The 23,281-nt window shown below is 66.4% G+C and carries 20 protein-coding genes and 2 pseudogenes; 15 read left to right on the forward strand and 7 right to left on the reverse strand.

The window, feature by feature from the left end; all coding sequences use genetic code 11:
• Positions 1-9: 9 nt before the first annotated feature.
• The 3 genes from yajC to queA all read right to left on the reverse strand — a co-directional run bounded on the left by yajC (position 10) and on the right by queA (position 2,794).
• Complete coding sequence (gene yajC, locus CQ050_RS19110) at positions 10-354, reverse strand: preprotein translocase subunit YajC (protein ID WP_006221220.1); 345 nt, start codon at positions 352-354, stop codon at positions 10-12.
• 248 nt (positions 355-602) lie between these two features.
• The gene (tgt, locus tag CQ050_RS19115; protein WP_105558404.1) at positions 603-1,739 is read right to left on the reverse strand and encodes a tRNA guanosine(34) transglycosylase Tgt; all 1,137 of its coding nucleotides are present in this window, start codon (positions 1,737-1,739) and stop codon (positions 603-605) included.
• Complete coding sequence (gene queA, locus CQ050_RS19120) at positions 1,736-2,794, reverse strand: tRNA preQ1(34) S-adenosylmethionine ribosyltransferase-isomerase QueA (RefSeq protein WP_105558405.1); 1,059 nt, start codon at positions 2,792-2,794, stop codon at positions 1,736-1,738. The genes tgt and queA overlap by 4 nt, the downstream gene beginning before the upstream one ends.
• A 214-nt stretch (positions 2,795-3,008) precedes the next feature.
• On the opposite strand from queA, the gene CQ050_RS19125 reads away from it, so the two are divergent.
• From CQ050_RS19125 to upp, 3 genes are all read left to right on the forward strand, one after another.
• Entirely contained in the window at positions 3,009-4,163 is a 1,155-nt protein-coding gene (locus tag CQ050_RS19125; RefSeq protein WP_105558406.1) for an ABC transporter substrate-binding protein, read from the forward strand.
• Positions 4,164-4,254: 91 nt separating this feature from the next.
• The gene (dacB, locus tag CQ050_RS19130) at positions 4,255-5,703 is read left to right on the forward strand and encodes a D-alanyl-D-alanine carboxypeptidase/D-alanyl-D-alanine-endopeptidase (protein WP_105558407.1); all 1,449 of its coding nucleotides are present in this window, start codon (positions 4,255-4,257) and stop codon (positions 5,701-5,703) included.
• A gap of 129 nt (positions 5,704-5,832) precedes the next feature.
• Entirely contained in the window at positions 5,833-6,471 is a 639-nt protein-coding gene (upp, locus tag CQ050_RS19135) for a uracil phosphoribosyltransferase (protein WP_105558408.1), read from the forward strand.
• Between the two features lie 77 nt (positions 6,472-6,548).
• Here the strand turns inward: upp and cysG are convergent, their stop codons facing one another.
• Both cysG and CQ050_RS19145 read right to left on the reverse strand, forming a co-directional pair.
• Positions 6,549-7,964, reverse strand: coding sequence for a siroheme synthase CysG (gene cysG, locus CQ050_RS19140; RefSeq protein ID WP_105558409.1), 1,416 nt, complete (start codon positions 7,962-7,964; stop codon positions 6,549-6,551).
• Positions 7,965-8,073: 109 nt separating this feature from the next.
• A complete protein-coding gene (locus CQ050_RS19145) occupies positions 8,074-8,655 on the reverse strand; it encodes an ANTAR domain-containing response regulator (RefSeq protein ID WP_105558410.1) in 582 nt (193 codons plus the stop codon).
• A 392-nt stretch (positions 8,656-9,047) separates the two neighbouring features.
• Here CQ050_RS19145 and CQ050_RS19150 point away from each other — a divergent pair, with 392 nt between their 5' ends.
• From CQ050_RS19150 to CQ050_RS19190, 9 genes and pseudogenes are all read left to right on the forward strand, one after another.
• A complete protein-coding gene (locus CQ050_RS19150) occupies positions 9,048-10,349 on the forward strand; it encodes a CmpA/NrtA family ABC transporter substrate-binding protein (protein ID WP_105558411.1) in 1,302 nt (433 codons plus the stop codon).
• Between the two features lie 26 nt (positions 10,350-10,375).
• On the forward strand, positions 10,376-11,206 hold the full coding sequence (gene ntrB, locus CQ050_RS19155; protein WP_105558412.1) for a nitrate ABC transporter permease: 831 nt from the start codon (positions 10,376-10,378) through the stop codon (positions 11,204-11,206).
• A gap of 4 nt (positions 11,207-11,210) precedes the next feature.
• Positions 11,211-12,101, forward strand: a complete 891-nt coding sequence (locus CQ050_RS19160) for an ABC transporter ATP-binding protein (protein WP_105558413.1) — start codon at positions 11,211-11,213, stop codon at positions 12,099-12,101.
• Positions 12,102-12,122: 21 nt separating this feature from the next.
• Positions 12,123-13,337, forward strand: a pseudogene (locus CQ050_RS19165) (NAD(P)/FAD-dependent oxidoreductase); the annotation flags it as partial.
• Positions 13,338-13,346: 9 nt separating this feature from the next.
• Positions 13,347-16,073 (forward strand): nitrate reductase, encoded by a 2,727-nt coding sequence (locus CQ050_RS19170; protein ID WP_105558415.1) that lies wholly within the window; start codon positions 13,347-13,349, stop codon positions 16,071-16,073.
• Between the two features lie 125 nt (positions 16,074-16,198).
• Positions 16,199-16,924: a hypothetical protein gene (locus CQ050_RS19175; protein ID WP_199196871.1), complete on the forward strand. Its 726-nt coding sequence runs from the start codon at positions 16,199-16,201 to the stop codon at positions 16,922-16,924.
• Positions 16,925-17,007: 83 nt separating this feature from the next.
• Positions 17,008-17,325, forward strand: coding sequence for a YqjD family protein (locus CQ050_RS19180; RefSeq protein WP_006221213.1), 318 nt, complete (start codon positions 17,008-17,010; stop codon positions 17,323-17,325).
• 69 nt (positions 17,326-17,394) lie between these two features.
• Positions 17,395-17,811 carry a phage holin family protein gene (locus CQ050_RS19185; protein ID WP_105558432.1) on the forward strand — a complete coding sequence of 139 codons (417 nt, stop codon included), beginning with the start codon at positions 17,395-17,397 and terminating at the stop codon, positions 17,809-17,811.
• A gap of 3 nt (positions 17,812-17,814) precedes the next feature.
• Positions 17,815-18,177, forward strand: a complete 363-nt coding sequence (locus CQ050_RS19190) for a hypothetical protein (RefSeq protein ID WP_105558417.1) — start codon at positions 17,815-17,817, stop codon at positions 18,175-18,177.
• A gap of 115 nt (positions 18,178-18,292) precedes the next feature.
• On the opposite strand, the gene ubiD is transcribed toward CQ050_RS19190, so the two are convergent.
• Entirely contained in the window at positions 18,293-19,837 is a 1,545-nt protein-coding gene (gene ubiD / locus CQ050_RS19195; RefSeq protein WP_105558418.1) for a 4-hydroxy-3-polyprenylbenzoate decarboxylase, read from the reverse strand.
• A gap of 81 nt (positions 19,838-19,918) precedes the next feature.
• Between ubiD and CQ050_RS19200 the strand changes: the two genes are divergently transcribed.
• Complete coding sequence (locus CQ050_RS19200) at positions 19,919-20,737, forward strand: lytic transglycosylase domain-containing protein (RefSeq protein ID WP_105558419.1); 819 nt, start codon at positions 19,919-19,921, stop codon at positions 20,735-20,737.
• A 71-nt stretch (positions 20,738-20,808) separates the two neighbouring features.
• Here the strand turns inward: CQ050_RS19200 and CQ050_RS19205 are convergent, their stop codons facing one another.
• Positions 20,809-21,969: a pyridoxal phosphate-dependent aminotransferase gene (locus CQ050_RS19205; RefSeq protein WP_105558420.1), complete on the reverse strand. Its 1,161-nt coding sequence runs from the start codon at positions 21,967-21,969 to the stop codon at positions 20,809-20,811.
• Positions 21,970-22,013: 44 nt separating this feature from the next.
• Here CQ050_RS19205 and CQ050_RS19210 point away from each other — a divergent pair, with 44 nt between their 5' ends.
• Together CQ050_RS19210 and CQ050_RS19215 are read left to right on the forward strand one after the other, a co-directional pair.
• Positions 22,014-22,901, forward strand: a complete 888-nt coding sequence (locus CQ050_RS19210; protein ID WP_105558421.1) for an FAD-binding protein — start codon at positions 22,014-22,016, stop codon at positions 22,899-22,901.
• 139 nt (positions 22,902-23,040) lie between these two features.
• A pseudogene (locus tag CQ050_RS19215) lies at positions 23,041-23,281 on the forward strand (NADP-dependent malic enzyme); the annotation flags it as partial.

Consider the following 23,281-nt stretch of genomic DNA (forward strand, 5'->3'; position numbering starts at 1 on the left):
ATGGGACGCTTACAGGGCCTTGATGGTTCCCTTGGGCAGAACCGTCGACACCGACGATTTCTGCATGATCACTTCAACCGGCTTGTCGGCCAGCTCGGAGACTTCAACGGTCACGTAGCTGTCGTTGACCTTGGTGACCTTGCCAAGCATGCCGCCGGCGGTAACCACTTCGTCGCCCTTGGCCAGGGCGGCGATCAGGTTACGGTGCTCTTTTTGGCGCTTCATCTGGGGACGGATCATCAGGAAGTAGAGGATCACGAACATCAGGACGATGGGCAGCATGCCCATCAGCGCATTGCCTTCAGGGGCGGCGGCTTGGGCCACGACGAGGCTGGCGGTATCGATAACGGACATTGAATTCTCCTGCGTTTAAGTCTGTTTGGGTTGTATGTTGCTACGGCTGACAATGCCCGGGTTTTCTGTGTAACAGTGGGTCAGCGTCAAACCTCTTAGCTGTGTTGTTATGCGCCCATCCCCGCGCGAGCCATGGATAGGGCAAGCCGACTATTGTATCTATCTTATTGCCGGCCTTTCACTGGGGGGGATCCCAATCTATGGGGGCGAACTCCCAATAGAAAAGACCCCCGGGGAAAAAGACCGGTTTACTCGATGCCGCGCGCCCGGTCGGCGGCGAACTGTGCGCGCCATGCGTCAAAGCGCCCTTCGGCGATCGCTTCGCGCATTTCCTTCATGATAGTCAGATAGAAATGCAAATTGTGCAGCGTGTTCAGGCGCGCGCCGGTGATCTCGTTCGCCCGCTGCAAATGATGCAGATAAGCGCGCGAAAAATTCCCGCAGGTGTGGCACGAGCAGCTGGGGTCCAGCGGGCGGGTGTCGTCACGGTACTTGGCGTTGCGGATCTTGACGTCGCCAAAGCGGGTGAACAACCAGCCGTTGCGGGCATTGCGGGTGGGCATGACGCAGTCGAACATGTCCACGCCGCGCGAGACGCCTTCCACCAGGTCTTCCGGCGTGCCCACGCCCATCAGGTAGCGCGGCGCCTGGGCCGGCAGCTTGGGCGTCACGTGCGCCAGGATGCGCATCATGTCTTCTTTGGGCTCGCCCACCGACAAGCCCCCGATGGCGTAGCCATGGAAGCCGATGTCTTGCAGGCCGGCCAGGGATTCATCGCGCAGCGATTCGTACATGCCGCCCTGGACGATGCCGAACAGGGCATTGGGATTGCCCAACCGGTCGAATTCCTCGCGCGAGCGGCGCGCCCAGCGCAACGACATGCGCATCGAGCGGGCGGCCTCCTCTACCGTGGCGGGGCGGCCGTCGATCTCGTAAGGCGTGCATTCGTCGAACACCATGACGATGTCGGAATTCAGCGACCGCTGGATGCGCATGGACTCTTCGGGCGTCAGGAACAGGCGCGCGCCGTCGATCGGGGAGGCGAACTTCACGCCTTCTTCGGTGATCTTGCGCATGCCTTGCAGGCTGAACACCTGGAAACCGCCGGAATCGGTCAGGATCGGCTTGTCCCACTGCATGAAACCGTGCAGGCCGCCGTGCTTTTCCATGATGTCCGTGCCCGGGCGCAGCCACAGGTGGAACGTGTTGCCCAGCACGATTTGCGAGCCGATCTCTTTCAGCTCGTGCGGCATCATGGCCTTGACGCTGCCATAGGTGCCGACGGGCATGAAGATGGGGGTCTCGACCACGCCGTGGTTCAGCGTGATGCGGCCGCGGCGGGCGCCGCCGTCAGTGGCGAGCAGTTCGAAGTTCAGTCCGGTCATGGGGCAGGGGATTCGATGAACATGGCGTCGCCATAGCTGAAGAAGCGGTAGCGCTGGGCCACCGCATGGGCGTAGGCGCGGCGGATCGGCTCGACGCCGGCCAGCGCCGACACCAGCATCAGCAGGGTCGACTGGGGAAGGTGGAAGTTGGTGACCAGGGCGTCCACGACGCGGTACTGGTAGCCAGGGGTGATGAACAGGCGGGTGTCGCCCTGGGCGGCGGCCAGCGGCAGCCCAGGGGCCGTGCGGCCTTCGGTCAGGGCAGCGGCGGATTCCAGGGCGCGCACGCTGGTGGTGCCCACGGCGATCACGCGGGCGCCGCGGGCGCGGGCGGCGGCGATGGCGTCCACCGTGGCCTGGGGCACGGTGAACCATTCAGCGTGCATGATGTGGTCGGCCAGGTTGTCCACGCGCACCGGCTGGAACGTGCCCGCGCCAACGTGCAGCGTGACGAAGGCGCGCTCCACGCCCAGGCCGGCCAGGCGGTCCAGCGTGGGCTGATCGAAGTGCAGGCCGGCGGTAGGCGCCGCCACCGCGCCGGGTTCACGGGCGTAGACCGTCTGGTAGCGGTCATCGTCGCCGGCGTCGGCCGCGTGCGTGATGTAGGGCGGAAGCGGCGTGGCGCCGTGGGCGTCCAGCAGCTCCAGCACCGGGCCGGGGAAGCGGATGTCGAATAGTTCGCCCTCGCGGCCCAGCACCGTGGCGTCGAAGGCGTCGGCCAGGCGCAGCACCATGCCGGGGCCGGGCGACTTGCTGGCGCGCACATGGGCCAGCACGCGGTCGGTCTCGGTGATGCGTTCGACCAGGACTTCGATCTTGCCGCCGGTAATCTTGTGGCCGGGCAGGCGCGCCTTGATGACGCGGGTGTCGTTGAAGACGAGCAGGTCGCCCGCCCTCAGCATGCCGGCCAGATCGGCGAACTGGCGGTCATGCAGCTGGCTGGCGCCGTCCAGGTGCAGCAGACGGCTGCCCGTGCGTTCGGCGGCGGGCGTCTGCGCGATGAGTTCGGGCGGCAGCTCGTAATTGAAATCGGAAACGGTCAGGGACTGGGTCACGCGGGTATCTGTCTGTCAGAGGGGGGCGGCCCGGCGAAAACCGGGGGGCCGCGCCGGCCGGGCTGGCTCGGGGCAACCCAATATTGTAAAGGGGACCGCTAATAGGGGCGGAACCGTGGCGAAACGCCGCTTCCCGCCGTATAACTGCGTTCTACGCCGTAGCAGATCGGCGCAATGCAAAAAACGATATCCGCGTACCGAAGGAGACAACCGCATGACCCCTTGTCGCACCCTGATGGCCGCCGCCGTGGCGGCCTTGCTGGCTACGGGCGCCGCGCCCGCGCTGGCGCAAGTGAAGATCGGCGCCACCCTGTCCACGACCGGCCCGCAAGCGTCGCTGGGCATCCCGGAGCGCAACACCATCAGCCTGCTGCCCACCGAGATCGGCGGCATGAAGGTCGAGTACATCGTGCTGGACGACGCGTCGGATACCACCCGGGCCGTCAGTAATTCCCATAAGCTGATTTCCGAGAACAAGGTCGACCTGATCGTCGGGTCCACCACCACGCCGAACACGATGGCCATGCTGGACACCGTGGCGACCGGCGCCACGCCGGTCATCACGCTGGCTTCGTCGGCCCGCCTGATCGAACCGGTGGATGACAAGCGGCGCTGGGTGTTCAAGACACCGCATTCGGATTCGCTGATGGCCGAAGGCATTGCCCGCCATGCCGCCGCCAATGGCGTGAAAAAACTGGGCTTCGTCGGCTTCAACAACGCCCTGGGCGAGACGTTCTGGGTGGAAATCGAGAAAGCCGCCAAGAAGCACGGCATCGAGGTCGTCGGGAAAGAGAGCTTCGCGCCAACCGATACGTCCGCCGTCGCCCAGACCCTGAAGCTGATCGGCGCGGCGCCCGACGCCGTCGTGGTCGGCGCATCCGGCACGCCGGCCGCCATGCCGGCCCGCGCCCTGCGTGAACGGGGCTTCAAGGGCAAGATCTATTTCAACCACGGGGTGGCGAACAACGACTTCCTGCGGGTGTGCGGCGCGGCGTGCGAGGGCGCGTGGGTGCCGGTGGGACCGGTGATGGTGGCCGACCTGCTGCCAGACACCCATCCCGTCAAAGCCACGGCGCAAGCTTTCGCGAAGCAGTACGAGGCCGCCAACGGCGCGGGCAGCGTGTCCTTGTTCGCCGCCTATACCTGGGACGTGGGGCTGCTACTGCAGCAGGCGATCCCCGTCGCCCTGAAAGCGGCCAAGCCCGGCACGCCCGAGTTCCGGGCGGCGTTGCGCGATGCGCTGGAAAGCGTCAAGAACCTGCCGACGGCGACCGGCGTGGTCAGCATGAGCCCCACCGACCACAACGGGCTGGACGAGCGGGCGCTGGTGATGGCAACGGTGGCGTCCGGCAAGTGGCGGCTGCAGTAAAGTGCGCGGCGGGCGGGTCGCTCCCGCCCGTAACCGTCCCAGGTTTTGTATGCTCTCGGTTTTGCAGGACTAGCAACCGGGTGGACGCAGCATGACGGGACAAGCGAGAAAGCGGGTGGGCGGGCCGAGGCAATGGCTGGCCGGCGGATTGCTGACCCTGTTGGCCAGCGCCGCTTGCGCGCAGGTCCAGGGTCTGCCGCCCAATGTGGTGAATGCCTGGAAGGCCAGCAAACTGCCCGATAGTTCGCTGTCGCTGGTGGTGCAGGAGCTGGGCGGGCAGCGCATGGTGGCATTGAACGCCAAGGAAGCCCGCAACCCGGCATCGGTGATGAAGCTGGTCACGACCTGGGCCGCGCTGTCCGAATTGGGGCCGAACTACGTTTGGCGCACCGAATTCATGACGGCGCCGGGCGCCAGGCCGGACGCCAAGGGCGTGCTGGCCGGCCCGCTCTACCTGCGGGCGGGCGGCGACCCCCAATTCCTGATGCAGGACTTGTGGGCCCTGCTGCGCGAATTGCGTTTGCGCGGGGTCAAGCAGATCAATGACCTGGTCATCGACCGCAGCATCTTCGGCCAGGTCGCCACCGACCCCGGCGCGTTCGACGGCGCGCCCGACAGGGCTTACAACGCCAGCCCCGATGCCTTGATGGTGGGGTTCGGCGCGCAGCGCCTGTTGTTCACGCCGGACGCTGCCGCCCATAAATGGGTGCCGCTGATCGATCCGCCGCTGCCCGGCCTGAAGATCGAAGGCAATGTGGAATGGAGCGACATCCGTTGCCCGGGCCCCCCGGTGGTGACGACCGAACCGCTGATCACCCAGCAGGGGGTGACGATCCGCGTGGGCGGCAAGGTGGCGGGGTCTTGTGGCGAATTCAGCCTGTACCGCCTGGCCCTGTCGCAGCCCGACTTCGCCACTGAAATTTTCCGCATGCTCTGGAAAGAGCTGGGCGGCACGTTCAAGGGGCAGGTGCGGTCCGGCATGGTGCCGGCGGACGCGGTGGTGCTGGCGTCGCACGAATCCCCGACCTTGGCCGAGGTGATCCGCCAGATCAACAAGCGCAGCAACAACGTCATGGCGCGCACGTTGCTATTGACGCTGGGCGCGGAAAAGGGCCGCCGGCCCGCCACCGTGACCAGTAGCGAAGCCGTGGCCAAGGGGCTGCTGTCCAAGCAGGGGCTGGATATGCCCGAGCTGGTCATCGACAACGGCGCCGGCTTGTCGCGCGATGCCCGGGTGTCGGCCGACAGCCTGGCGTCGATGCTGACGGTGGCCTGGAATTCGCCGGTCATGCCGGAGTACATTTCATCCTTCGCGATCGCCGGGGTGGACGGCACCGTGCGCCGCCGCCTGAAGGGCGACGGCACGCTGGGCATGGCCCACCTGAAGACCGGATCGTTGCGCGACGTGCGTTCGATCGCCGGTTACGTGTTGGGCGCCAGCGGCAAGCGCTATGTGGTGGTCAGCATCGTCAACCACGAGCAAGCGGGTGCCGTCCGCGCTTTCGACGACGCGCTTATCGCCTGGCTGGCAGAACAATAGGCCAATTTCCTTCTAAACCGATTACGATCCTCGGGTGTGCCCCACGCGCGCAACGCGAGTGCGTTGCGCCGTTCCGGTCACGCCTGAGGCGAAAAACCCGTCTTTTCAATATTCTGGAGTGTTACGCACATGCCTGTGCACGAAATCCGCCATCCGTTGATCCGCCATAAGCTCGGGATCATGCGTCGCGCCGACCTCAGCACCAAGAGCTTCCGAGAGTTGTCGCAGGAAGTGGGTGCGCTGCTGACTTATGAGGCCTCCAAGGACCTGCCGCTGGCGCCGGCCACCGTGCAGGGCTGGTGTGGCGAGGTCCAGGTCGAGAAGATCGCCGGCAAGAAAGTCACCGTGGTGCCCATCCTCCGTGCCGGCATCGGCATGCTGGACGGCGTGCTCAGCCTGATTCCGGGCGCCAAGGTCAGCGTGGTGGGCGTGGCCCGCAACGAAGAGACGCTGGAAGCGCATACGTATCTGGAGCGTCTGGTGGGTGAACTGGACCAGCGCCTGGCGCTGATCGTCGACCCGATGTTGGCCACGGGCGGTTCGATGGTTGCCGCCATAGACCTGCTCAAGCGCGCCGGTTGCAAGGAAATCCGCGCGCTGGTGCTGGTGGCCGCGCCCGTCGGCATCGATGCCGTGCTGGCCAAGCACCCGGATGTGCATATCTACACGGCCTCCATCGATGACGGCCTGAACGAGCACGGCTACATCATGCCGGGCCTGGGCGACGCGGGCGACCGGATCTTCGGCACCACGCAGAAAACGGAATAACGCCTATCGGGGCGATGGGTTGCGCGCAGGGCGGGGCAGGCACCAAGCCGTCAAGCGCGCGTAACCCGCGTAACCCTTCAGGCCGCCAGTTGCTGCGCGCGGCCGTCGGTGTGTTGGCCAAACCACTGCAACTTCGGCGCCAGCCCGGCCACTTCGCCCACGATCAGCAGGGCAGGCGATTGAATGCCGTGCGTGGCGGCCAGGCGCGGCAGATCTTCCAGCGTGCCCGACACCACGCGCTGTTCGGGCCGGCTGCCGTTCTCGATCAGCGCGAAGGGCGTTTGGGCAGACCGGCCGTGATGCAGCAGGCGCCGGGTCAGCAGGTCAAGTTGGCCCACCCCCATGTAGAACGCCAGCGTCTGCCGCTCGCGCGCCAGCGCGGGCCAGTCCAGGTTGTCTTCATCCTCGCGGCAATGCGCCGTGATCAGCCGCACCGACTGCGCGTGTTCGCGATGCGTCAGCGGGATGCCGGCGTAGGCCGCACAGGCCAGCGCGGCCGTGATGCCAGGCACCACTTCATAGCGCACGCCATGCGCGCGCAGATATTCCAGTTCTTCGCCACCTCGTCCGAAAATGAACGCATCGCCCCCTTTCAGGCGAACCACGCGGCGGCCCGCCCGCGCGTGCTCGACGAGCAGCGCGTGGATGCGCACCTGGGTGGCGTGGTGGTTTTCGCCGGGCAGCTTGCCCACCGGCACGCGGTCGGCGTCGCGGCGCGCCAGCGACATGACGTCGTCGCTGACCAGCCGGTCATAGAGAATCACGTCGGCTTCGTTCAAGGCGCGCAGCGCCTTCAACGTCAGCAGGCCGGGGTCGCCGGGGCCTGCCCCCACCAGCACCACGCTGCCCTCGGCGGGCTGAAGCGGCGCGGCCAGCGCGTCGGCCAACGCCGCTTCAGCCTGCGCGGGCTGTTGCTGGCGCAGGAAGCCCGCCACAGGACCATCCAGCAGCCAGTCGTAGAAACGGCGGCGTGCGCCCAGGTCAGGATGACTGGCCCGTATGCGCTTGCGGTAGGTAGCGGCCAGCCCGGCCAGCTGGCCTAAGGTGTGGTCGAACAGGGATTCAATGCGTTCGCGGATGCGGCGCGCCAGCACTGGCGCCACGCCGGAAGACGAAATGGCCACGATGACGGGCGACCGGTCCACGATGGACGGCACCTGGAACGATGACAATTCCGGGTCGTCCACGACATTCGTGAAGATGCGGCGAGCGCCGGCGGCGTCGGATACCGCGGCGTTGGCCGCGCGGTCGTCGGTGGCGGCGACCACAAGCCAGACCTCATCCAGCCAGGCGGGATCAAATCGGCCTTCCAGATGGCGGATACGGCCCTGGGCGGCCAGCGCGGCCAGAGCCGGTGTCAGTGCCGGTGCGCCCACGACGACGTCGGCCGTGGCTTCCAGCAGGGCCAGCGTCTTGCGCTCGGCGACCGCGCCACCGCCCACTACTAGCACCAGCCGGCCTTTCAGGTCGGCGAAAATCGGGAAAAGCTTCATCAAATGCCCGCTCCGGGCGTACCCGGTGAAATATCAACTGATCATAGGGAGCGGGTTTCGTCCCCACAACTTTTGATTTCTTGAATCCATATAGCTAAAAGTCATGTGGCTAGGCTTTACCCAGCCATTGGCTCATTTCGACGACCTCGCGGGCGACTTCGCCCAGACGCTTCTGGCTTTGCATGGCGCGTTCGCGCAACAGGCGGTGCGCTTCGTCTTCGGGAATGGCGCGCGCCTTCATCAGAATCCCCTTGGCCTTTTCCACCCATTGCCGGTCCGCCAGGCGCAATTGCGCTTCGCGCAGTTCTTCGCGCCGCGATTTCTCCATGGCGAAGCGTTCGATCGCCACCGTCAATAGCGGTTCGATGCGGGCCGCCGGCACATCGCCCACCACATAGGCCGCGACGCCGGCCCGCAAGGCGCTGCGGATGGTGTCCCGGTTGCCATTGTCGGTGAACATCACGACCGGGCGGTCGCTGTGTTCGCTGGCCACGCAGACGTTTTCCAGCGTGTCGCGCCCGGGGGCGTCGCTGTCGATCAGCACGACGTCGGGCGCCGCCTGGGCAATGGCGGCGGCCAGGTCCATGCCAGGCGCCATTTCCGCGACGACGCGCACCCCCGCTGCGGCAAGCGTCTGCCGCAGCGACGCCGCGCGTCCTTCGCCATCGTTCAGCAGCATCACCTTCAGCATGAGACCCCCCGGATGCTTCCAATCATGCAAGTTCCGTGCCATCCGGCCGGCGCGCGGGCGGCGGCGGCAAGGCACAGTCGCAGGGCGTGCGCCGCACAGGCATGGTGCGCCGCCGCGTCGGGGCTTGCACCAATTTGGTTCGCGGCAAGGCGCGTCGGCGTCGTCCAGCGCCAGGCCACTTGACCGGAAAGCCCCTATTGGCGCGGGCTGCGGCGCCGCCGGGGCAACAAACCGCCCTCCTGGCACGGGGCTTGCTTAAGAACCATCGGGGGCCAACGGCGGTCGCCCAACGCAACGCGCCGCGATTCGCGGCAAGGGACAACGACGTTCCGCAGCGCCAATGGACTGGATTCCATGGCGCGCGGGACGTTTTTTTTTGCCAGGAGCCATGCATGACGCCAGTGACACGTAGCCCCTCGACCCGCCCCGCCGTCGGCGCGGACCTGACCGCCGACGCCGGCCGCCGCAAGTGGTTGAGCGGAACGGTGCGCGCGGTGGCAGGCGCAAGCCTGTTGTCGCTGGTCGATCCGCTGGTGCGCGCGGGCGCCTGGGCGGCAGGCACCGATGCGCCCGAGAAGACCGAGGTGAAGATCGGCTTCATTCCGCTGACGGATTGCGCCTCGGTGGTGATGGCCTCGGTGCTGGGCATCGACAAGAAGTATGGCGTGACGATCACCCCATCCAAGGAAGCCTCGTGGGCGGCCGTGCGCGACAAGCTCATGAATGGCGAACTGGACATGGCGCATGTGCTGTACGGGCTGATCTACGGCGTGCACCTGGGCGTCGGCGGACCGAAGAAAGACATGGCCGTGCTGATGAACCTGAATCAGAACGGCCAGGCGATCACGCTGTCGAACAAGCTATTGCAGGCGGGCGCGCGCGATGGCGAATCGCTGGCCAAGCTGATGGCGACCGACAAGCGCGAATACACGTTTGCGCAGACCTTTCCGACCGGCACGCACGCCATGTGGCTGTACTACTGGCTGGCGGCCTACGGCATCAATCCGATGAAGGACGCCAAGGTCATCACGGTGCCGCCGCCGCAGATGGTGGCGAACATGCGCGTGGGCAATATGGACGGCTTCTGCGTGGGCGAACCGTGGGGCGCGCGCGCCATCATGGACAAGATCGGCTTCACCGCCGTGACCACGCAGGGCATCTGGCAGGACCATCCCGAAAAGGTGCTGGGCACCAGCGCCGAATTCGTGTCGCGCCACCCGAACACGGCGCGCGCCGTCACCGCGGCGATCCTGGAGGCCGGAAAGTGGATCGACGCGTCGCCCGCCAATCGTCAGAAGACGGCAGAGACCATTGCCGCCAAATCCTATGTCAACACGGACGCCAGCGGCATCGTCGATCGCATGCAGGGACGCTACGAGAACGGCCTGGGCAAGTCGTGGACCGACGAGCACGCGATGCGCTTTCACGCCGACGGTGCGGCCAACTTTCCGTATCTGAGCGACGGCATGTGGTTCCTGACGCAGCACAAGCGCTGGGGCCTGTTGAAAGCGCACCCGGACTATCTGGCGATGGCCAAGCAGGTCAACCGCATCGACCTCTACAAGCAGGCCGCGTCGGCTGCCGGCGTGGCCTTGCCCGCCAGCGAAACGCGCAGCTCCACGTTGATTGACGGCGTGGTGTGGGACGGCAGCAATCCCGCGGCCTATGCCGACGGGTTCAAGGTCAAGGTTTGAGCGCCGATACGAAAAAGGGGCATGCAATGTCTACCGTAACGAATGTGGGCCGCACCGACGCGATACTCGCCGCCGGGCGCGAACGGCTTGAATCGGTGCTGAAAGCCGTGGCGGGCCCGGTGGCCGGCTTCGCGCTGTTCGTGCTGGTGTGGCAGGTGGTGGCCATGCGGATCCCGGAGATTCCAACGCCGGGCGTCACCTGGCATGCGGCCGTCGAACTGTTCTCGGATCCGTTCTATGACAACGGCCCGAACGACAAGGGCATCGGCTGGAACCTGCTGGCGTCGCTGGAGCGCGTGGCGATCGGCTTCGGGCTGGCGGCGGTGATCGGCATACCGGTCGGGTTCGCCATCGGCCGGTACGCCGCGGTCAACGCCATGTTCTCGCCCATCGTGAGCCTGCTGCGGCCCGTGTCGCCGCTGGCCTGGCTGCCGCTGGGCCTGCTGCTGTTCAAGGCGGCCAACCCGGCCGCGATCTGGGCCATTTTCATCTGTTCGATCTGGCCGATGATCATCAACACGGCCGTAGGCGTGTCGCGCGTGCCACAGGACTACCTGAACGTGGCGCGGGTGCTGAACCTGTCGGAATGGAAGGTCACGACCAAGGTGCTGTTGCCGGCGGTGCTGCCCTACATGCTGACCGGCGTGCGCTTGTCCATCGGCACCGCGTGGCTGGTGATCGTGGCGGCGGAAATGCTGACCGGCGGCACCGGCATCGGCTTCTGGCTGTGGGACGAGTGGAACAACCTGAAGGTGGAGCACATCGTCATCGCCATCTTCGTGATCGGCATCGTGGGGCTGCTGCTGGAAACCCTGCTGGTCGCGCTGGCTCGCCGATTCACCTACACCGAGGAGTAGCGCCATGAAGAAATTCGTACGTATCGAACGCGTGGGCCAGACGTTCACGACCCGCAAGGGCGCTTTCGTGGCGCTGCGCGACATCGACCTGACGGTGGACCAGGGCGAGTTCATCACGCTGATCGGCCATTCGGGCTGCGGCAAGTCCACCTTGCTGAACCTGATCGCGGGGCTGACGCGCCCGACCAGCGGCGTGCTGCTGTGTGCCGAACGGGAGATCACCGGGCCGGGGCCGGACCGTGCCGTCGTGTTCCAGAACCATTCGCTGCTGCCGTGGCTGACCTGCTTCCAGAACGTGTACCTGGCGGTCGAGCGCGTGTTCGGCGGCAAGGAAAAACGCCCGCAACTGGCCGAGCGCACGCGCGCCGCGCTGGAACTGGTGGGCCTGGTGCCGGCGCAAAACAAGCTTCCGCGGGAAATCTCGGGCGGCATGAAGCAGCGCGTGGGCATTGCCCGGGCGCTGGCGATCGAGCCGGGCGTGTTGCTCATGGACGAGCCATTCGGCGCGTTGGATGCGCTGACCCGCGCGCACCTGCAAGATGAACTGCTGAAGATCGTGGCCAAGACCCGCACCACCACCATCATGGTCACGCATGACGTGGACGAGGCCGTGTTGCTGTCCGACCGCATCGTCATGCTGACCAATGGCCCGGCCGCGACCATCGGCGAGATCCTGCCCGTGCCGCTGCCGCGCCCGCGTGACCGCGTGCGGCTGGCCAATGACGCGACCTATCTGGCATGCCGCGCGTCCGTGGTGGATTTCCTGCACCGCCGCCACGGCAATCCCGAGCGGTCGCAGGCGGCGGCGCAGGCCAATGCCGTCCTGGACGCCGCCGATTCCGAACGGGCGGCGGAGAACGACGGCGCCGCCGTCGCGACCCGCGCCGCGGCCTGAAGGCGGGTCACGGGGACTGACATGGGCGCTAAGCAAAAGCTGGTGGTGGTGGGCAACGGCATGGCGGGCATCCGCACCGTGGAGGAATTGCTGGCGCTGGCGCCCGATCTATACGACATCACGGTGTTCGGGGCCGAGCCTCACACCAACTACAACCGGATCCTGCTGTCACCCGTGCTGACCGGCGAGCGGACGTTGCAGGACATCGTGCTGAACGACGAAGATTGGTATGCCCGCCACGGCATACGGCTGTTGCGCAACCGCAAGGTGACGCGGGTGGACCGGGTGCGCCGTGTTGTGCAGGCCGACGACGGCGCCGAAGCGCCATATGACCGCCTGCTGCTGGCCACCGGTTCGAACCCGTTCATTCCATCCATTCCGGGCACTGGTCTGGGCGGCGTGGTCGCCTTTCGCGATATCGCCGACGTGAACCGCATGATCGAAGCCTCCTCGCGCTACCGGCATGCCGTGGTGGTCGGGGGCGGGCTGCTGGGCCTGGAGGCTGCCAACGGACTGGCCGCGCGCGGCATGCACGTGTCGGTCGTGCATCTGGGCCACGCGTTGCTGGACCGCCAATTGGACGGCGAGGCGTCCGCGATGTTGCGGAACAGCCTGGAGGCGCGTGGCCTGACCTTTCTGCTGGGACGCCAGACGCAGGCGATTCTGGGGGGCGATGACGGCCGCGTCCGTGCGCTGCGCTTTGCCGACGGGCAGGAGATTCCGGCGGACCTGGTGGTGATGGCAGCGGGCGTGCGGCCCAACACCGAGCTGGCAGAACGCTGCGGACTGCATGTGGACCGGGGCGTGGTGGTGACCGACACCTTGCAGACTTACGATCCGCGCATCTATGCGGTGGGTGAATGCGTCAGCCATCGCGGCACGGCCTACGGCCTGGTCGCGCCCTTGTTCGAACAGGCCAGGGTGGCGGCCAACCATCTGGCCCTGCACGGTATCGGCCGCTACGAAGGCAGCGTGACGTCGGCCAAATTGAAGGTCACCGGCATTGATCTCTTTTCCGCCGGGGACTTCGCGGGAGACGCGCAGACCGAGAGCATTACGTTGTCCGATGCGCTGGACGGCGTCTACAAGAAGCTGGTCATCCGCGGCGACAAGCTGGTGGGCGCTTGCCTGTACGGCGACACGGCGGACGGCGCCTGGTATATGCGTCTGATCCGCGAAGGCCGGGACATCGGTAGCTTGCGCGACCGGTTGATGGCGGGCGAAAGCGTGGCGGGAGGATAAGCGATGGACATGCCGTCACTTGCGCGGGTGCCGATCGTCGATGCCAGCGAAGAACGCGAGGTAGCGTCGGTGTGCTGTTACTGCGGCACGGGCTGCGGCGTGCGTGTTCATGTTCGGGAGGGCGCCGTGCTGCGCGTCCGCGGCGACGAGACGCACCCCGCCAACCACGGCAAGCTGTGCAGCAAGGGGCTGGCGCTGGGTGACACGGTGCGTCGCGACGGCTCGCGCGTGCTGTCGGCGCAATGGCGCGAGGCGCGGGACCAACCCCTGCGGGATATCGGGCTGGGGCAGGCGCTGGACCTTGCCGCCGAGGCCCTGGCCCGCGCGATCCGCTTGCACGGCCCCGACGCCGTGGGCTTCTATCTGTCGGGCCAGTTGCTGACGGAAGACTATGCCGTCTTCAACAAGCTGGCGCGCGCCCTGGCCGGCACCAACAATATCGACACCAATTCCCGACTGTGCATGTCCAGCGCGGTGTCGGGCTATAAGCGCACGCTGGGCGCCGACGCGCCGCCCGCGTGCTACGACGACCTGGAATTGGCGGACACCGTGCTGATCGCCGGCTCCAACATGGCTTACGCGCATCCCGTTCTGTTTCGCCGCCTGGAGGCGGCCCGCGCGCGGCGGCCAGACATGAAGGTGATCGCGGTGGACCCGCGGCGCACGGATACGTCCGCGTTCGCGGACCTGCACCTGCCGATCGCGCCGGGCACCGACGTGGCCCTGTTCCACGCCATGCTGCACGTCATGGCGCGTGAAGGCTTGATCGATACCGGCTACATCCAGCGCCACACCGAAGGATTCGAGGCGTTGCTTGCACGCGTGGACGCCTTCTCGCCGCAAGTCGCGCAACGCATTTGCGGCGTGCCCGCCGAGGACATCATCCAGGCGGCCCGCTGGTTCGGTGGCGCACGATCAGCGCTGTCGCTCTATACGATGGGGCTGAACCAGTCGACCCGCGGCACCGACAAGAACATGGCGCTGATTCATCTGCATCTGGCGACGGGCCAGATCGGCAAGCCGGGCGCGGGCCCGTTTTCGCTGACGGGCCAACCCAACGCGATGGGCGGCCGCGAGGCCGGCGGCATGGCCACGTTACTGCCGGGCCACCGGGATCCTGCTTGCGCCTCGGACCGCGCCGAAGTCGCCGCGCTATGGGGCGTGGACCGCCTGCCCGATGCGCCGGGAACCCCGGCATTGGACATGTTCGACGCGGTGCTGGAAGGGCGCATCAAGGTGTTGTGGATTGCGGCGACCAACCCGGCGCAGTCCTTGCCAGACCAGGCTCGGGTGCGCGCGGCGCTGGCGCGTGCCGAATGCGTCATCGTGCAGGAGGCCTTCGCGGGCACGGAAACGTTGGCGTACGCCGACGTGGTGCTGCCCGCCGCGACGTGGCCGGAGAAATCCGGCACGGTGACGAATTCCGAACGCCGCATCAGCCGCGTGCAGGCGGCCATTGCGCCGCCTGGCGATGCCCAGCCGGATTGGCGGTTGGCGCAGGCGGTGGCGCAGCGGCTGGCCGCCCGCATCGCGCCGGACAAGGTCGCGCGGTTCGCCTATCGCGATGAAAGCGACGTGTTCGCCGAACACGCGCGCATGACCGCAGGGCGCGATCTGGACTACAGCGCATTGGACTATGGCGTTCTGGACCGCGACGGGCCGCAGCAGTGGCCCTATCGCGCAGGCCGGGGCGCCGTGCGTTTGTACGCCGACGGCGTCTTCCCCACGCCCAGCGGGCGCGCCCGCTTTTGCGACGTGGACTATCTCCCCCCCGCCGACGCGGTGACGCCCGAGTTTCCCCTTCGACTGACGACCGGCCGGCTGCGCGACCATTGGCACACGATGGCGCGCACGTCGCTCGCGCGGGTATTGACGCAGCATGTCGAAGAGCCGTGGGTGTCCCTGCATGGCGACGATATGCGCCGGCTCGCGCTTGCGCCAGGCCAGCTTGCGCGGCTGCGTTCCCGGCGCGGCAGCGTGGTGTTGCCGGTGCGCGAAGACGACGGTGTGCAACCCGGGCAGGCCTTTCTGCCGATGCACTGGGGTAGCGCGTTCATGGCGGGTCTGGGCGTCAACGCGTTGACGAGTCCGGCGGTGGACCCGGTGTCGCGCCAACCTGAACTGAAGTTCAGCGCCATTTCGGTCGAGCCCGCCGACTTGCCGTGGCAGGCGTCGGGCTGGCTGCAGGGCGACGGCGCGGCCGTGCGCGCGCATCTGGCGCCCTGGCTGCGCGGTTTTGATTACGCGGTGGTGCTGCCCATTGGCGCCGGTGGCGCGCGGATCCGGCTGGCGGCCGCCGCCGCGCCGGAGCCCGCGCGCCTGGCCGAGCTGGCCGATGCGCTGGGGTTGAGCCGTGCCGACGTGGTGTTCGATGACACGGCCCGCGGCAGGATGCGCCGGGTAGCGGTGGAGCAGGGCGCGTTGCGCGCCTTTCTGCTGGCCGGCGATTTGCGGGCGCAGGACGCGCTGCTGTCCTGGGCGGCGGGGGCGCCGGCGCCGGCCAGCGTGTCCGCCTTGCTGACCGGGCGCGTGACGGGCGCCGCGCGGTCGCGCACCGTCTGCGTCTGCAACGGCGTCAGCGAGGCGGCCATCATCGCGGGCATCGGACGCGGCTGCGATATGGCGGCGCTGAAAACCACCCTGGGTTGCGGTACCGGCTGCGGCTCCTGCGTGCCGGAAATCCAGGCCCTGATCAGCCGGATGCCCGCCGCGGTGGCGGCGGCAGCATAGGCTGACCGGCGGCCGCCGCGGCGGTCACGAGTGGACATACGCCGGGCACGGCAACCGGTGTAGTATCAAGCCAGCCGTCGCGGGTAGCGGACGGCGTTTTCTGATTTCTGGAGTGGCTTGTGACGATGCGAAAAATGGCATCCCTGATTTTGGCGGCGGGCGCGTTGGGCGCGGCCGCTTCGGCGCAGGCCGGCGTGTGCGACGCGCAGTTCATGCATGATGGCGGCGCGGTGCAGTTGACCGGCACGGGCAACCTGTCGCTGGGCGCGGACCTGACCTTCGCCGAAGTTACAAAAAGCAATGGCGACAATTGCCGCGCGCGCGTGCAGGGCATAGCAACCTTCAGCTACGCCGGTTTGCCGCCAGGAAAATCCAAGCTGGACTATTTGATGACGGTGAAGGGCGGCCAGGCCACCTTCCTGAAGTACGCCAGCGCCGGCGAGGCCCCGAAGCCTTCCGAAGGCCAGTTCGACCTGCGCATGCTGGGTCTGTTCGCCTACGACGGCAAGCTCAATGCCGGCCAGAAACTGCCGGGTTCGTCGTTCCGCTTGAAGATCGGCAAGGAAGCGCCGGTGGGTGGTCAGCCCAGCACCACGGTGCGTATCGGCGAAAAGAGCGTGGGCCAGAAGACGCCGGTGAACACGGCGTTGGGCCAGCAGTCGTGCCATCCCATCACGTACTCGCGCAATTCCGATCCCACCATGGCCACCTTCCAGGGCTTGACCATCCCGATCCCCGGCATGAACACCACGGTCACCGACTGGTACTGTCCGTCGGTGAATCTGGTGATGAAGCAAGACATCGATCAAGGCGGCGTGAAGTCGGCCGTCGAAATTACGCAGATCAAGTAGCAGACGGTAGCAAGCATGCCATGCAGCGGGCATGGCGGCTGGTATGATGGTTTTGTCATAGACACACAACAGGAGCTCAAAAAATGGCCACGAGAAAATCCGAAGAAGTCGCAAAAGAAAAACTCATCGACAGTGTCAAGACCAGTTTGAATGACGCGGAAAACCTGCTGCGTGAAGCAGCGGGCACCACCGGCGAAAAGGCAAACGAATTGCGCGACCGCGCCATGACCTCGCTCAAGCGTACGCGCGAAGCCCTTTACGAGGCGCAAGACGCCGTGCTGGAACGCGGCCGCAAAGCCGCCCGCGCCACGGACGACTACGTGCACGACAATCCCTGGCAGGCCATCGGCATCGCGGGCGTGACCGGCCTGCTGCTCGGCTTGCTGATCAGCCGCCGCTGATAAGGCTTGAATGTCCGGGCGGGCGGCGTCGGCCATGTGCCGCGTTGCCCGCCCGGCGTTCTTGACGCCATGGGTCTACGAAAATCTGTTTTCGGCGTTGCGTCCAGTCTGGTCGGGCTGACGCGCACGCGCCTGGAGTTGCTGGCGCTTGAAGCCGCCGATGAAAAGGCGCGCTTGCTCAAGTTGCTGGGCATGGCTTTTGCTGCGTTGCTGTTCCTGACGCTGGCGGTGCTGGTGTTCACGGTGACGGTGGCGGTGCTGTTCTGGCCCACCGAAGACCGCTATCTGGCCCTGGGCCTCTTGGCGGCTTTCTATGGCGTGGTCGGCCTTGGGCTGCTGCTGGCGGTACGCCACGGGCTGGTATATGGCGCGCCGCCGTTCGCGGCCACCCTTGAAGAGCTGGGCCGCGATGCGGAACTGCTGGACCGGGTCCGCGATGCGCAGGACGACGACGACGCGCCGGTACGCCGGCGCGAGGAGGACTGAACCATGTCGAAAAGGTCTCCTACCGTTGATCGCGCCGTCCGCATTGAATTGCTGCGCGCCCGCGCCGCGATTGAACGCGAGTCGCTGGCGCAAGGCATCATCAGCACCGGCCGCAGACTGGAACCGTCCTCGATCCTCCGCGGCTTGCTGCCCCGGCTGGCTTCGGGTGGCGCCTCGCGCTGGGCGTTGCAGGCGATCACGCTGGCTCGGCGTTATCCGCTGGTCAGCTCGTCGCTGTCGACGCTGCTCATGCGTGGCGGCAAGCGCTTCAAGCTGCTGAAGGTTGCTGGCGGCGCATTGGTCGGCTGGCAGTTGTACAAGCTGTGGCAAAGCTCCAAAGAGGACGGAAAATCGGATTCGCGTTAGCAGACGCGCGTAGCAGACACGCGTCAGTGGCGCGATTTTCCGCACCGTCCAAAACAAACCCCGCCACGCAGGCGGGGTTTGTTTTGGAGCAGCAGCCGTTGCCGCCCGGCAAGGGTCACAGGCCCAGCTGGCCCCACAGGTCGTCCACGCGCTTTTTGACGTCGGCATCCATGGTGATGGGGGTGCCCCATTCCCGGTGGGTTTCGCCGGGCCACTTATTGGTAGCGTCAAGGCCCATCTTGCCGCCGAGGCCGGACACGGGTGACGCGAAGTCCAGATAATCGATAGGCGTGTTCTCGACCAGCAGGGTGTCGCGCACCGGGTCCATGCGCGTGGTCATCGCCCACACCACTTCCTTCCAGTCGCGCGGATTGATGTCTTCGTCCACGACCACGATGAACTTGGTATACATGAACTGGCGCAGGATGCTCCAGAGGCCGAACATGACGCGCTTGGCGTGCCCCGCGTATTGCTTGCGGATCGACACCACGGCCAGCCGGTAGCTGCAGCCTTCCGGCGGCAGGTAGAAGTCCACGATTTCCGGCAACTGGCGGCGCAGCAAGGGCACGAAGACCTCGTTTAACGCCACGCCGAGCACGGCGGGTTCGTCGGGCGGTTTGCCGGTGTAGGTCGAGTGGTAGATGGGATTGCGGCGCATCGTGATGCGCTCGACCGTGAAAACGGGGAACCAGTCTTGCTCGTTGTAGTAACCGGTGTGGTCGCCATACGGACCTTCCAGCGCCATTTCGTAGTCGCTGTTGGGCGGCGGGTTGACGCCTTCGGGCACCACGGGCTTGACGGCGCGCGGGTCGGACGACGGCAGTAAATGGCCCTCGAGCACGATTTCGGCCCAGGCCGGCACAGACAGGTTGCTGCCCAGGGCCTGAGCGACTTCGGTGCGGGAGCCGCGCAGCAGGCCGGCGAACTGGTATTCGGACAGGCTGTCTGGCACGGGCGTGACGGCGCCCAGCGTGGTGGCCGGGTCGGCGCCCAACGCGACGGCGATGGGGAAGGGCGTGCCCGGGTTGGCCAGCGCGTGATCGCGGAAGTCCAGCGCGCCGCCCCGGTGCGACAGCCAGCGCATGATCAGCTTGTTCGGTCCCAGCAACTGCTGGCGGTAGATGCCCAGGTTCTGCCGCTTGGCATTGGGGCCGCGCGTGATGACCAGGCCCCAGGTCAATAACGGGGCCACGTCACCGGGCCAGCAGGTCTGGATCGGCAGGCGGGTCAGGTCCACGTCCTTGCCTTCCCAGACCACTTCCTGGCACGCCGGGCTCTTGACGTTCTTCGGACTCATGTCCCACAAGGCGGCCTTCAGCATCGACACCTTGGCCAGCGCGTCGCGCAGGCCCTTGGGGGCTTCGGGTTCGCGCAGGGACGCCAGCAGTTCGCCGATGTCGCGCAGCGCGCTGACGTGGTCGGCGCCCATGCCGCGGGCCACGCGCGAGGGCGTGCCGAACAGATTGGTAAGCACCGGCATCTGCGCCGGCTTGCCGTCATGCTGGGCTTTTTCGAACAGCAGGGCAGGCCCTTCCGCACGCAGGACGCGGTCGGAAATTTCGGTCATTTCCAGCCGTGTCGACACCGGAGCGGCAATCCGTTTCAGGTCGCCCATCCGTTCGAGTTGAGCGAGGAAGTCTCTAAGGTCGCGGTATTTCACTACAGATCCCAGCGATTTGGTTACATTTTAGGGAGAAAGAGAGGTTAACATTGACTCCCTCTTTTTTACGCAGGAGGTTTTATGCCCGATGCGTCAGTGGCCAGCCTGTTCAGGAATATGGCCCAAGGAGTGCACGAATATCTTGCCGAGTCCTTGCGTATCTGTTCAGTCTATCTGGGCATCGCAGTGATTGTGACGGTAAGCATGGGATTTGCCCTGCCTGGTTTGCGCGACCAAGCATTGCAAGTGCACAAAGCCTTGTTGACCGCCCTTGCGCCTTCATCCATGCAATCCGGCACCGAATCCGATGTCGGCTCCGAATTGGGTTCCGACACTGCGTCGGCAATTGCCATGGCCGTTCCAACCGCTCCCGCCAGCAATGCCACCGGCATGCTGGGGCCGGCCCGCGTTGCGCCTCCGGTACCGAAAAAGCCCGCCAACGTGGCGACCGGTCCACAGGCGGAAGCGTTGCGCAACTATATCTCGCGCAAATACAAGGTGGCGTATGACGCCACCGGTCCGCTGTTGAATACCGTGTACAAGGTCAGCCGCGAAAAGCAGCTTGACCCCTTGCTGGTCCTGGCCGTGATCGCCATCGAGTCCCGCTACAACCCCCTGGCCGAAAGCCATGTGGGTGCGCAGGGCCTGATGCAAGTCATGACCAGCGTGCACCAGGAAAAGTTTGACGCCGTCGGCAAGACCGCGCTGGACCCGGTTGCCAATATCGGCGTCGGGGCCACGATCTTGCGCGACTGCATCAACCGCCGCGGTTCCATCGATGGCGGCCTGGCCTGTTACGTGGGTTCCACCGGGCCGGACGACAACGGCTACGGCGCCAAGGTGCAGGCTGAACGCCGGCGCCTGGCGCTGGCGTCGGGCATTGCACTGGCCCGGGACTGATTCCGGGGCAACGCCAGCCCGCAACGCCTGATTGCAAAACGCGCCCCATCGGGGCGCGTTTTGTTTTGGGTTCAACCTTGCAGCAGTTTGCCGATGCGGGCCACCGCCTCTTCCAGGCGGTCCAGCCCCGTGGCGTAGGAAAAGCGCATGGTGTGGTGGCCGTGGGCCGGCCCGAAGTCCAGGCCCGGCACGGCGGCGACGCCGGCTTCCAGCAGCAGGCGCTGCGAGAACGTGGCGCTGTCCATGCCCAGGCTGCCGATGTCGGCATAAATATAGAAGGCGCCATCCGGTTTGACCGGCACCTGGATGCCCAGCCGCTCGAATTCGGGCAGCAGGTAGTCGCGGCGCTGCTTGAAGGCTTCGCGGCGGTGCTCGAAAGTCTTCAACGCCTGTTCCGTGAAGCAGGCCAGGGCGGCGTGCTGGGCAAGCGTGGGCGCGCAGATCGCCAGGCTGGCGGCGATCTTCTCCACCGGGGCCACCATGTCCTCGGGCACGATCATCCAGCCCAGGCGCCAGCCCGTCATGTGGAAATACTTCGAAAAGCTGTTGATGATGATGACGTCGTCGTCCAGCGTCAGCGCGGAGCGGGCTTCGCCCTCGTAGGACAGGCCCAGGTAGATTTCGTCGACGATGGCGAAGCCGCCGCGCTCGCGGACCTGCGCCAGCAGGTCGGCAAGTTCATCCGGGGCGATCGACGTGCCGGTGGGGTTGCTGGGCGAAGCCACCATCACGCCTTGCGTGGCCGCGGACCAGTTTTGCGCGACGTCCTGGGCCGACAACTGGAAGCGCTTTGCCGCCGAACTGGGAATCAGGCGAGGTACGCCGCCGGCCGCCAGCACGAAATTGCTGTTGGCCGGGTAGGACGGGTCCGGCATCAGGACTTCGCCGCCGCTGTTGACCAGCGCCGCGCAGGCCAGGGTCAGCGCGCCCGAGGCGCCTGCGGTCACGATGACGCGTGCCGGATTTATCCTGGCGCCGAATTTGTCATGGTAGAACTGCGCAATGGCTTCACGTAGCGGCATCAGGCCGGCGGGCGGGCTGTAGCCGCTAAGTCCGGCGCGGGCGGCGCGCTCCAGCGCTTCCACGACCTGAGGGGGCGCGGTAAAGTCCGGTTCGCCGATGCCCAGGCTGATAATGTCTTTGCCTGCCGCTTGCAGCGCCTGTCCCTGCTTGAAGAGTTCCACTGCGTGGAAAGTCAGAAAATCATGGGTGCGCGTGGCAAGGCGGGGCATTGGATTCTCGAAAGCGTTTTGTAGCGGAAAAAGGAATTGTAGTCATGCAGCCATCCCGGCGCGCTTTCCTGCTTGGCCGCAGGCCGGCCCAGACGCCCTGGGCAGCCTTCATGCAGCGCCTGAAGCTGCTGTGCCAAGGACAGGTCCATGATCTGGGTGAAGACGGACCCGGCGGGGCGCAGGCCATCCTGACCCCGTTGCGCGATGCCGATGTGGCGCATGCGCGCACGCTGTGCGCGGAGTACCGCGTCGTCATGGTGCTGGAGGGGGCGACCGGGCCTTACGCGCCAGCCGCCGGCCCGCGCCTGCGGATCGATCCGGCCCGAATGGCCGGCCTGGCCCGCCTGGCAGGCGATGCGCCGAGCTGGCGGGCGCAGCCGGGTGTGCCGCTGGCGGCCCTGACCCAGGCCGGTTTGCGGCAGTTCGAAGGCTATCCCGGCGCGATGACGCTGGCGGAATGGCTGGCGGCGCCGGCGCCCTGGCCGGCCGGGGGCTGCGCGGCCTCCGGCGTGCTGTCGGTGGACGTGATGCTGGCCGATGGCATCGAAGAATCGCTGGGCCCCTTCGGCGAGGCCGACGTGCAGCCGCTGCGCTCGGCAACCGTGCAAAGCCTGGTGCCCGCGCTGTTCAAACTGGCCTCGGGCGGAGACGCCTTTGCCACGCGCGACGGTTGCCACTGGCTGGGCCGCTACCGGCTGGACGCGCTGAAACCTGACGCGCCGGCAACCGTGAACCTGGCGCATCTTCTGCTTGGGCACGGCGGCACGCTGGCCTGGGTGCAAAGCGTGACGCTGACCGACGCGCCGGCGTGTCCGGCGGCGGGCCCGACGGCCGAGGCGCCTGGACTGGCGACGGTCCGGCTGGACGCCCGCGTCAAGGCGCTGTTTGATCCCGATGGTCGTTTTCCCTTATTCATGCCTCGTGCAACCTGACTGCGTTTCAGCTTGCTGTAAGATTTCGCCGCTCGTCTCGAAGAAGCGGGGCGGGCGCCGTGGACGTATCGCGCTGCCCGTCATGGGAATAGAATTCCCCCCTCTTCCGTGTCTCACCTAATTAGCCAGTAGCCGCCCTATGGATGCCAACCTTCGTAAAGCCGCCCTTGAATATCACGAGCATGGGCGCCCCGGCAAAATCTCGGTCACGCCGACCAAGCAACTGACCAACCAGCGCGATCTGGCCCTGGCGTACTCGCCCGGCGTGGCGGCGGCCTGTGAGGAGATCGTGGCCGATCCGGCCAATGTTTTCCGCTACACCGCACGCGGCAACCTGGTGGGCGTGATCACCAACGGCACCGCGGTGCTGGGCCTGGGCA

Origin of the sequence: Achromobacter sp. MYb9 (assembly GCF_002975275.1) — a bacterium.
GTDB lineage: Bacteria > Pseudomonadota > Gammaproteobacteria > Burkholderiales > Burkholderiaceae_B > Achromobacter.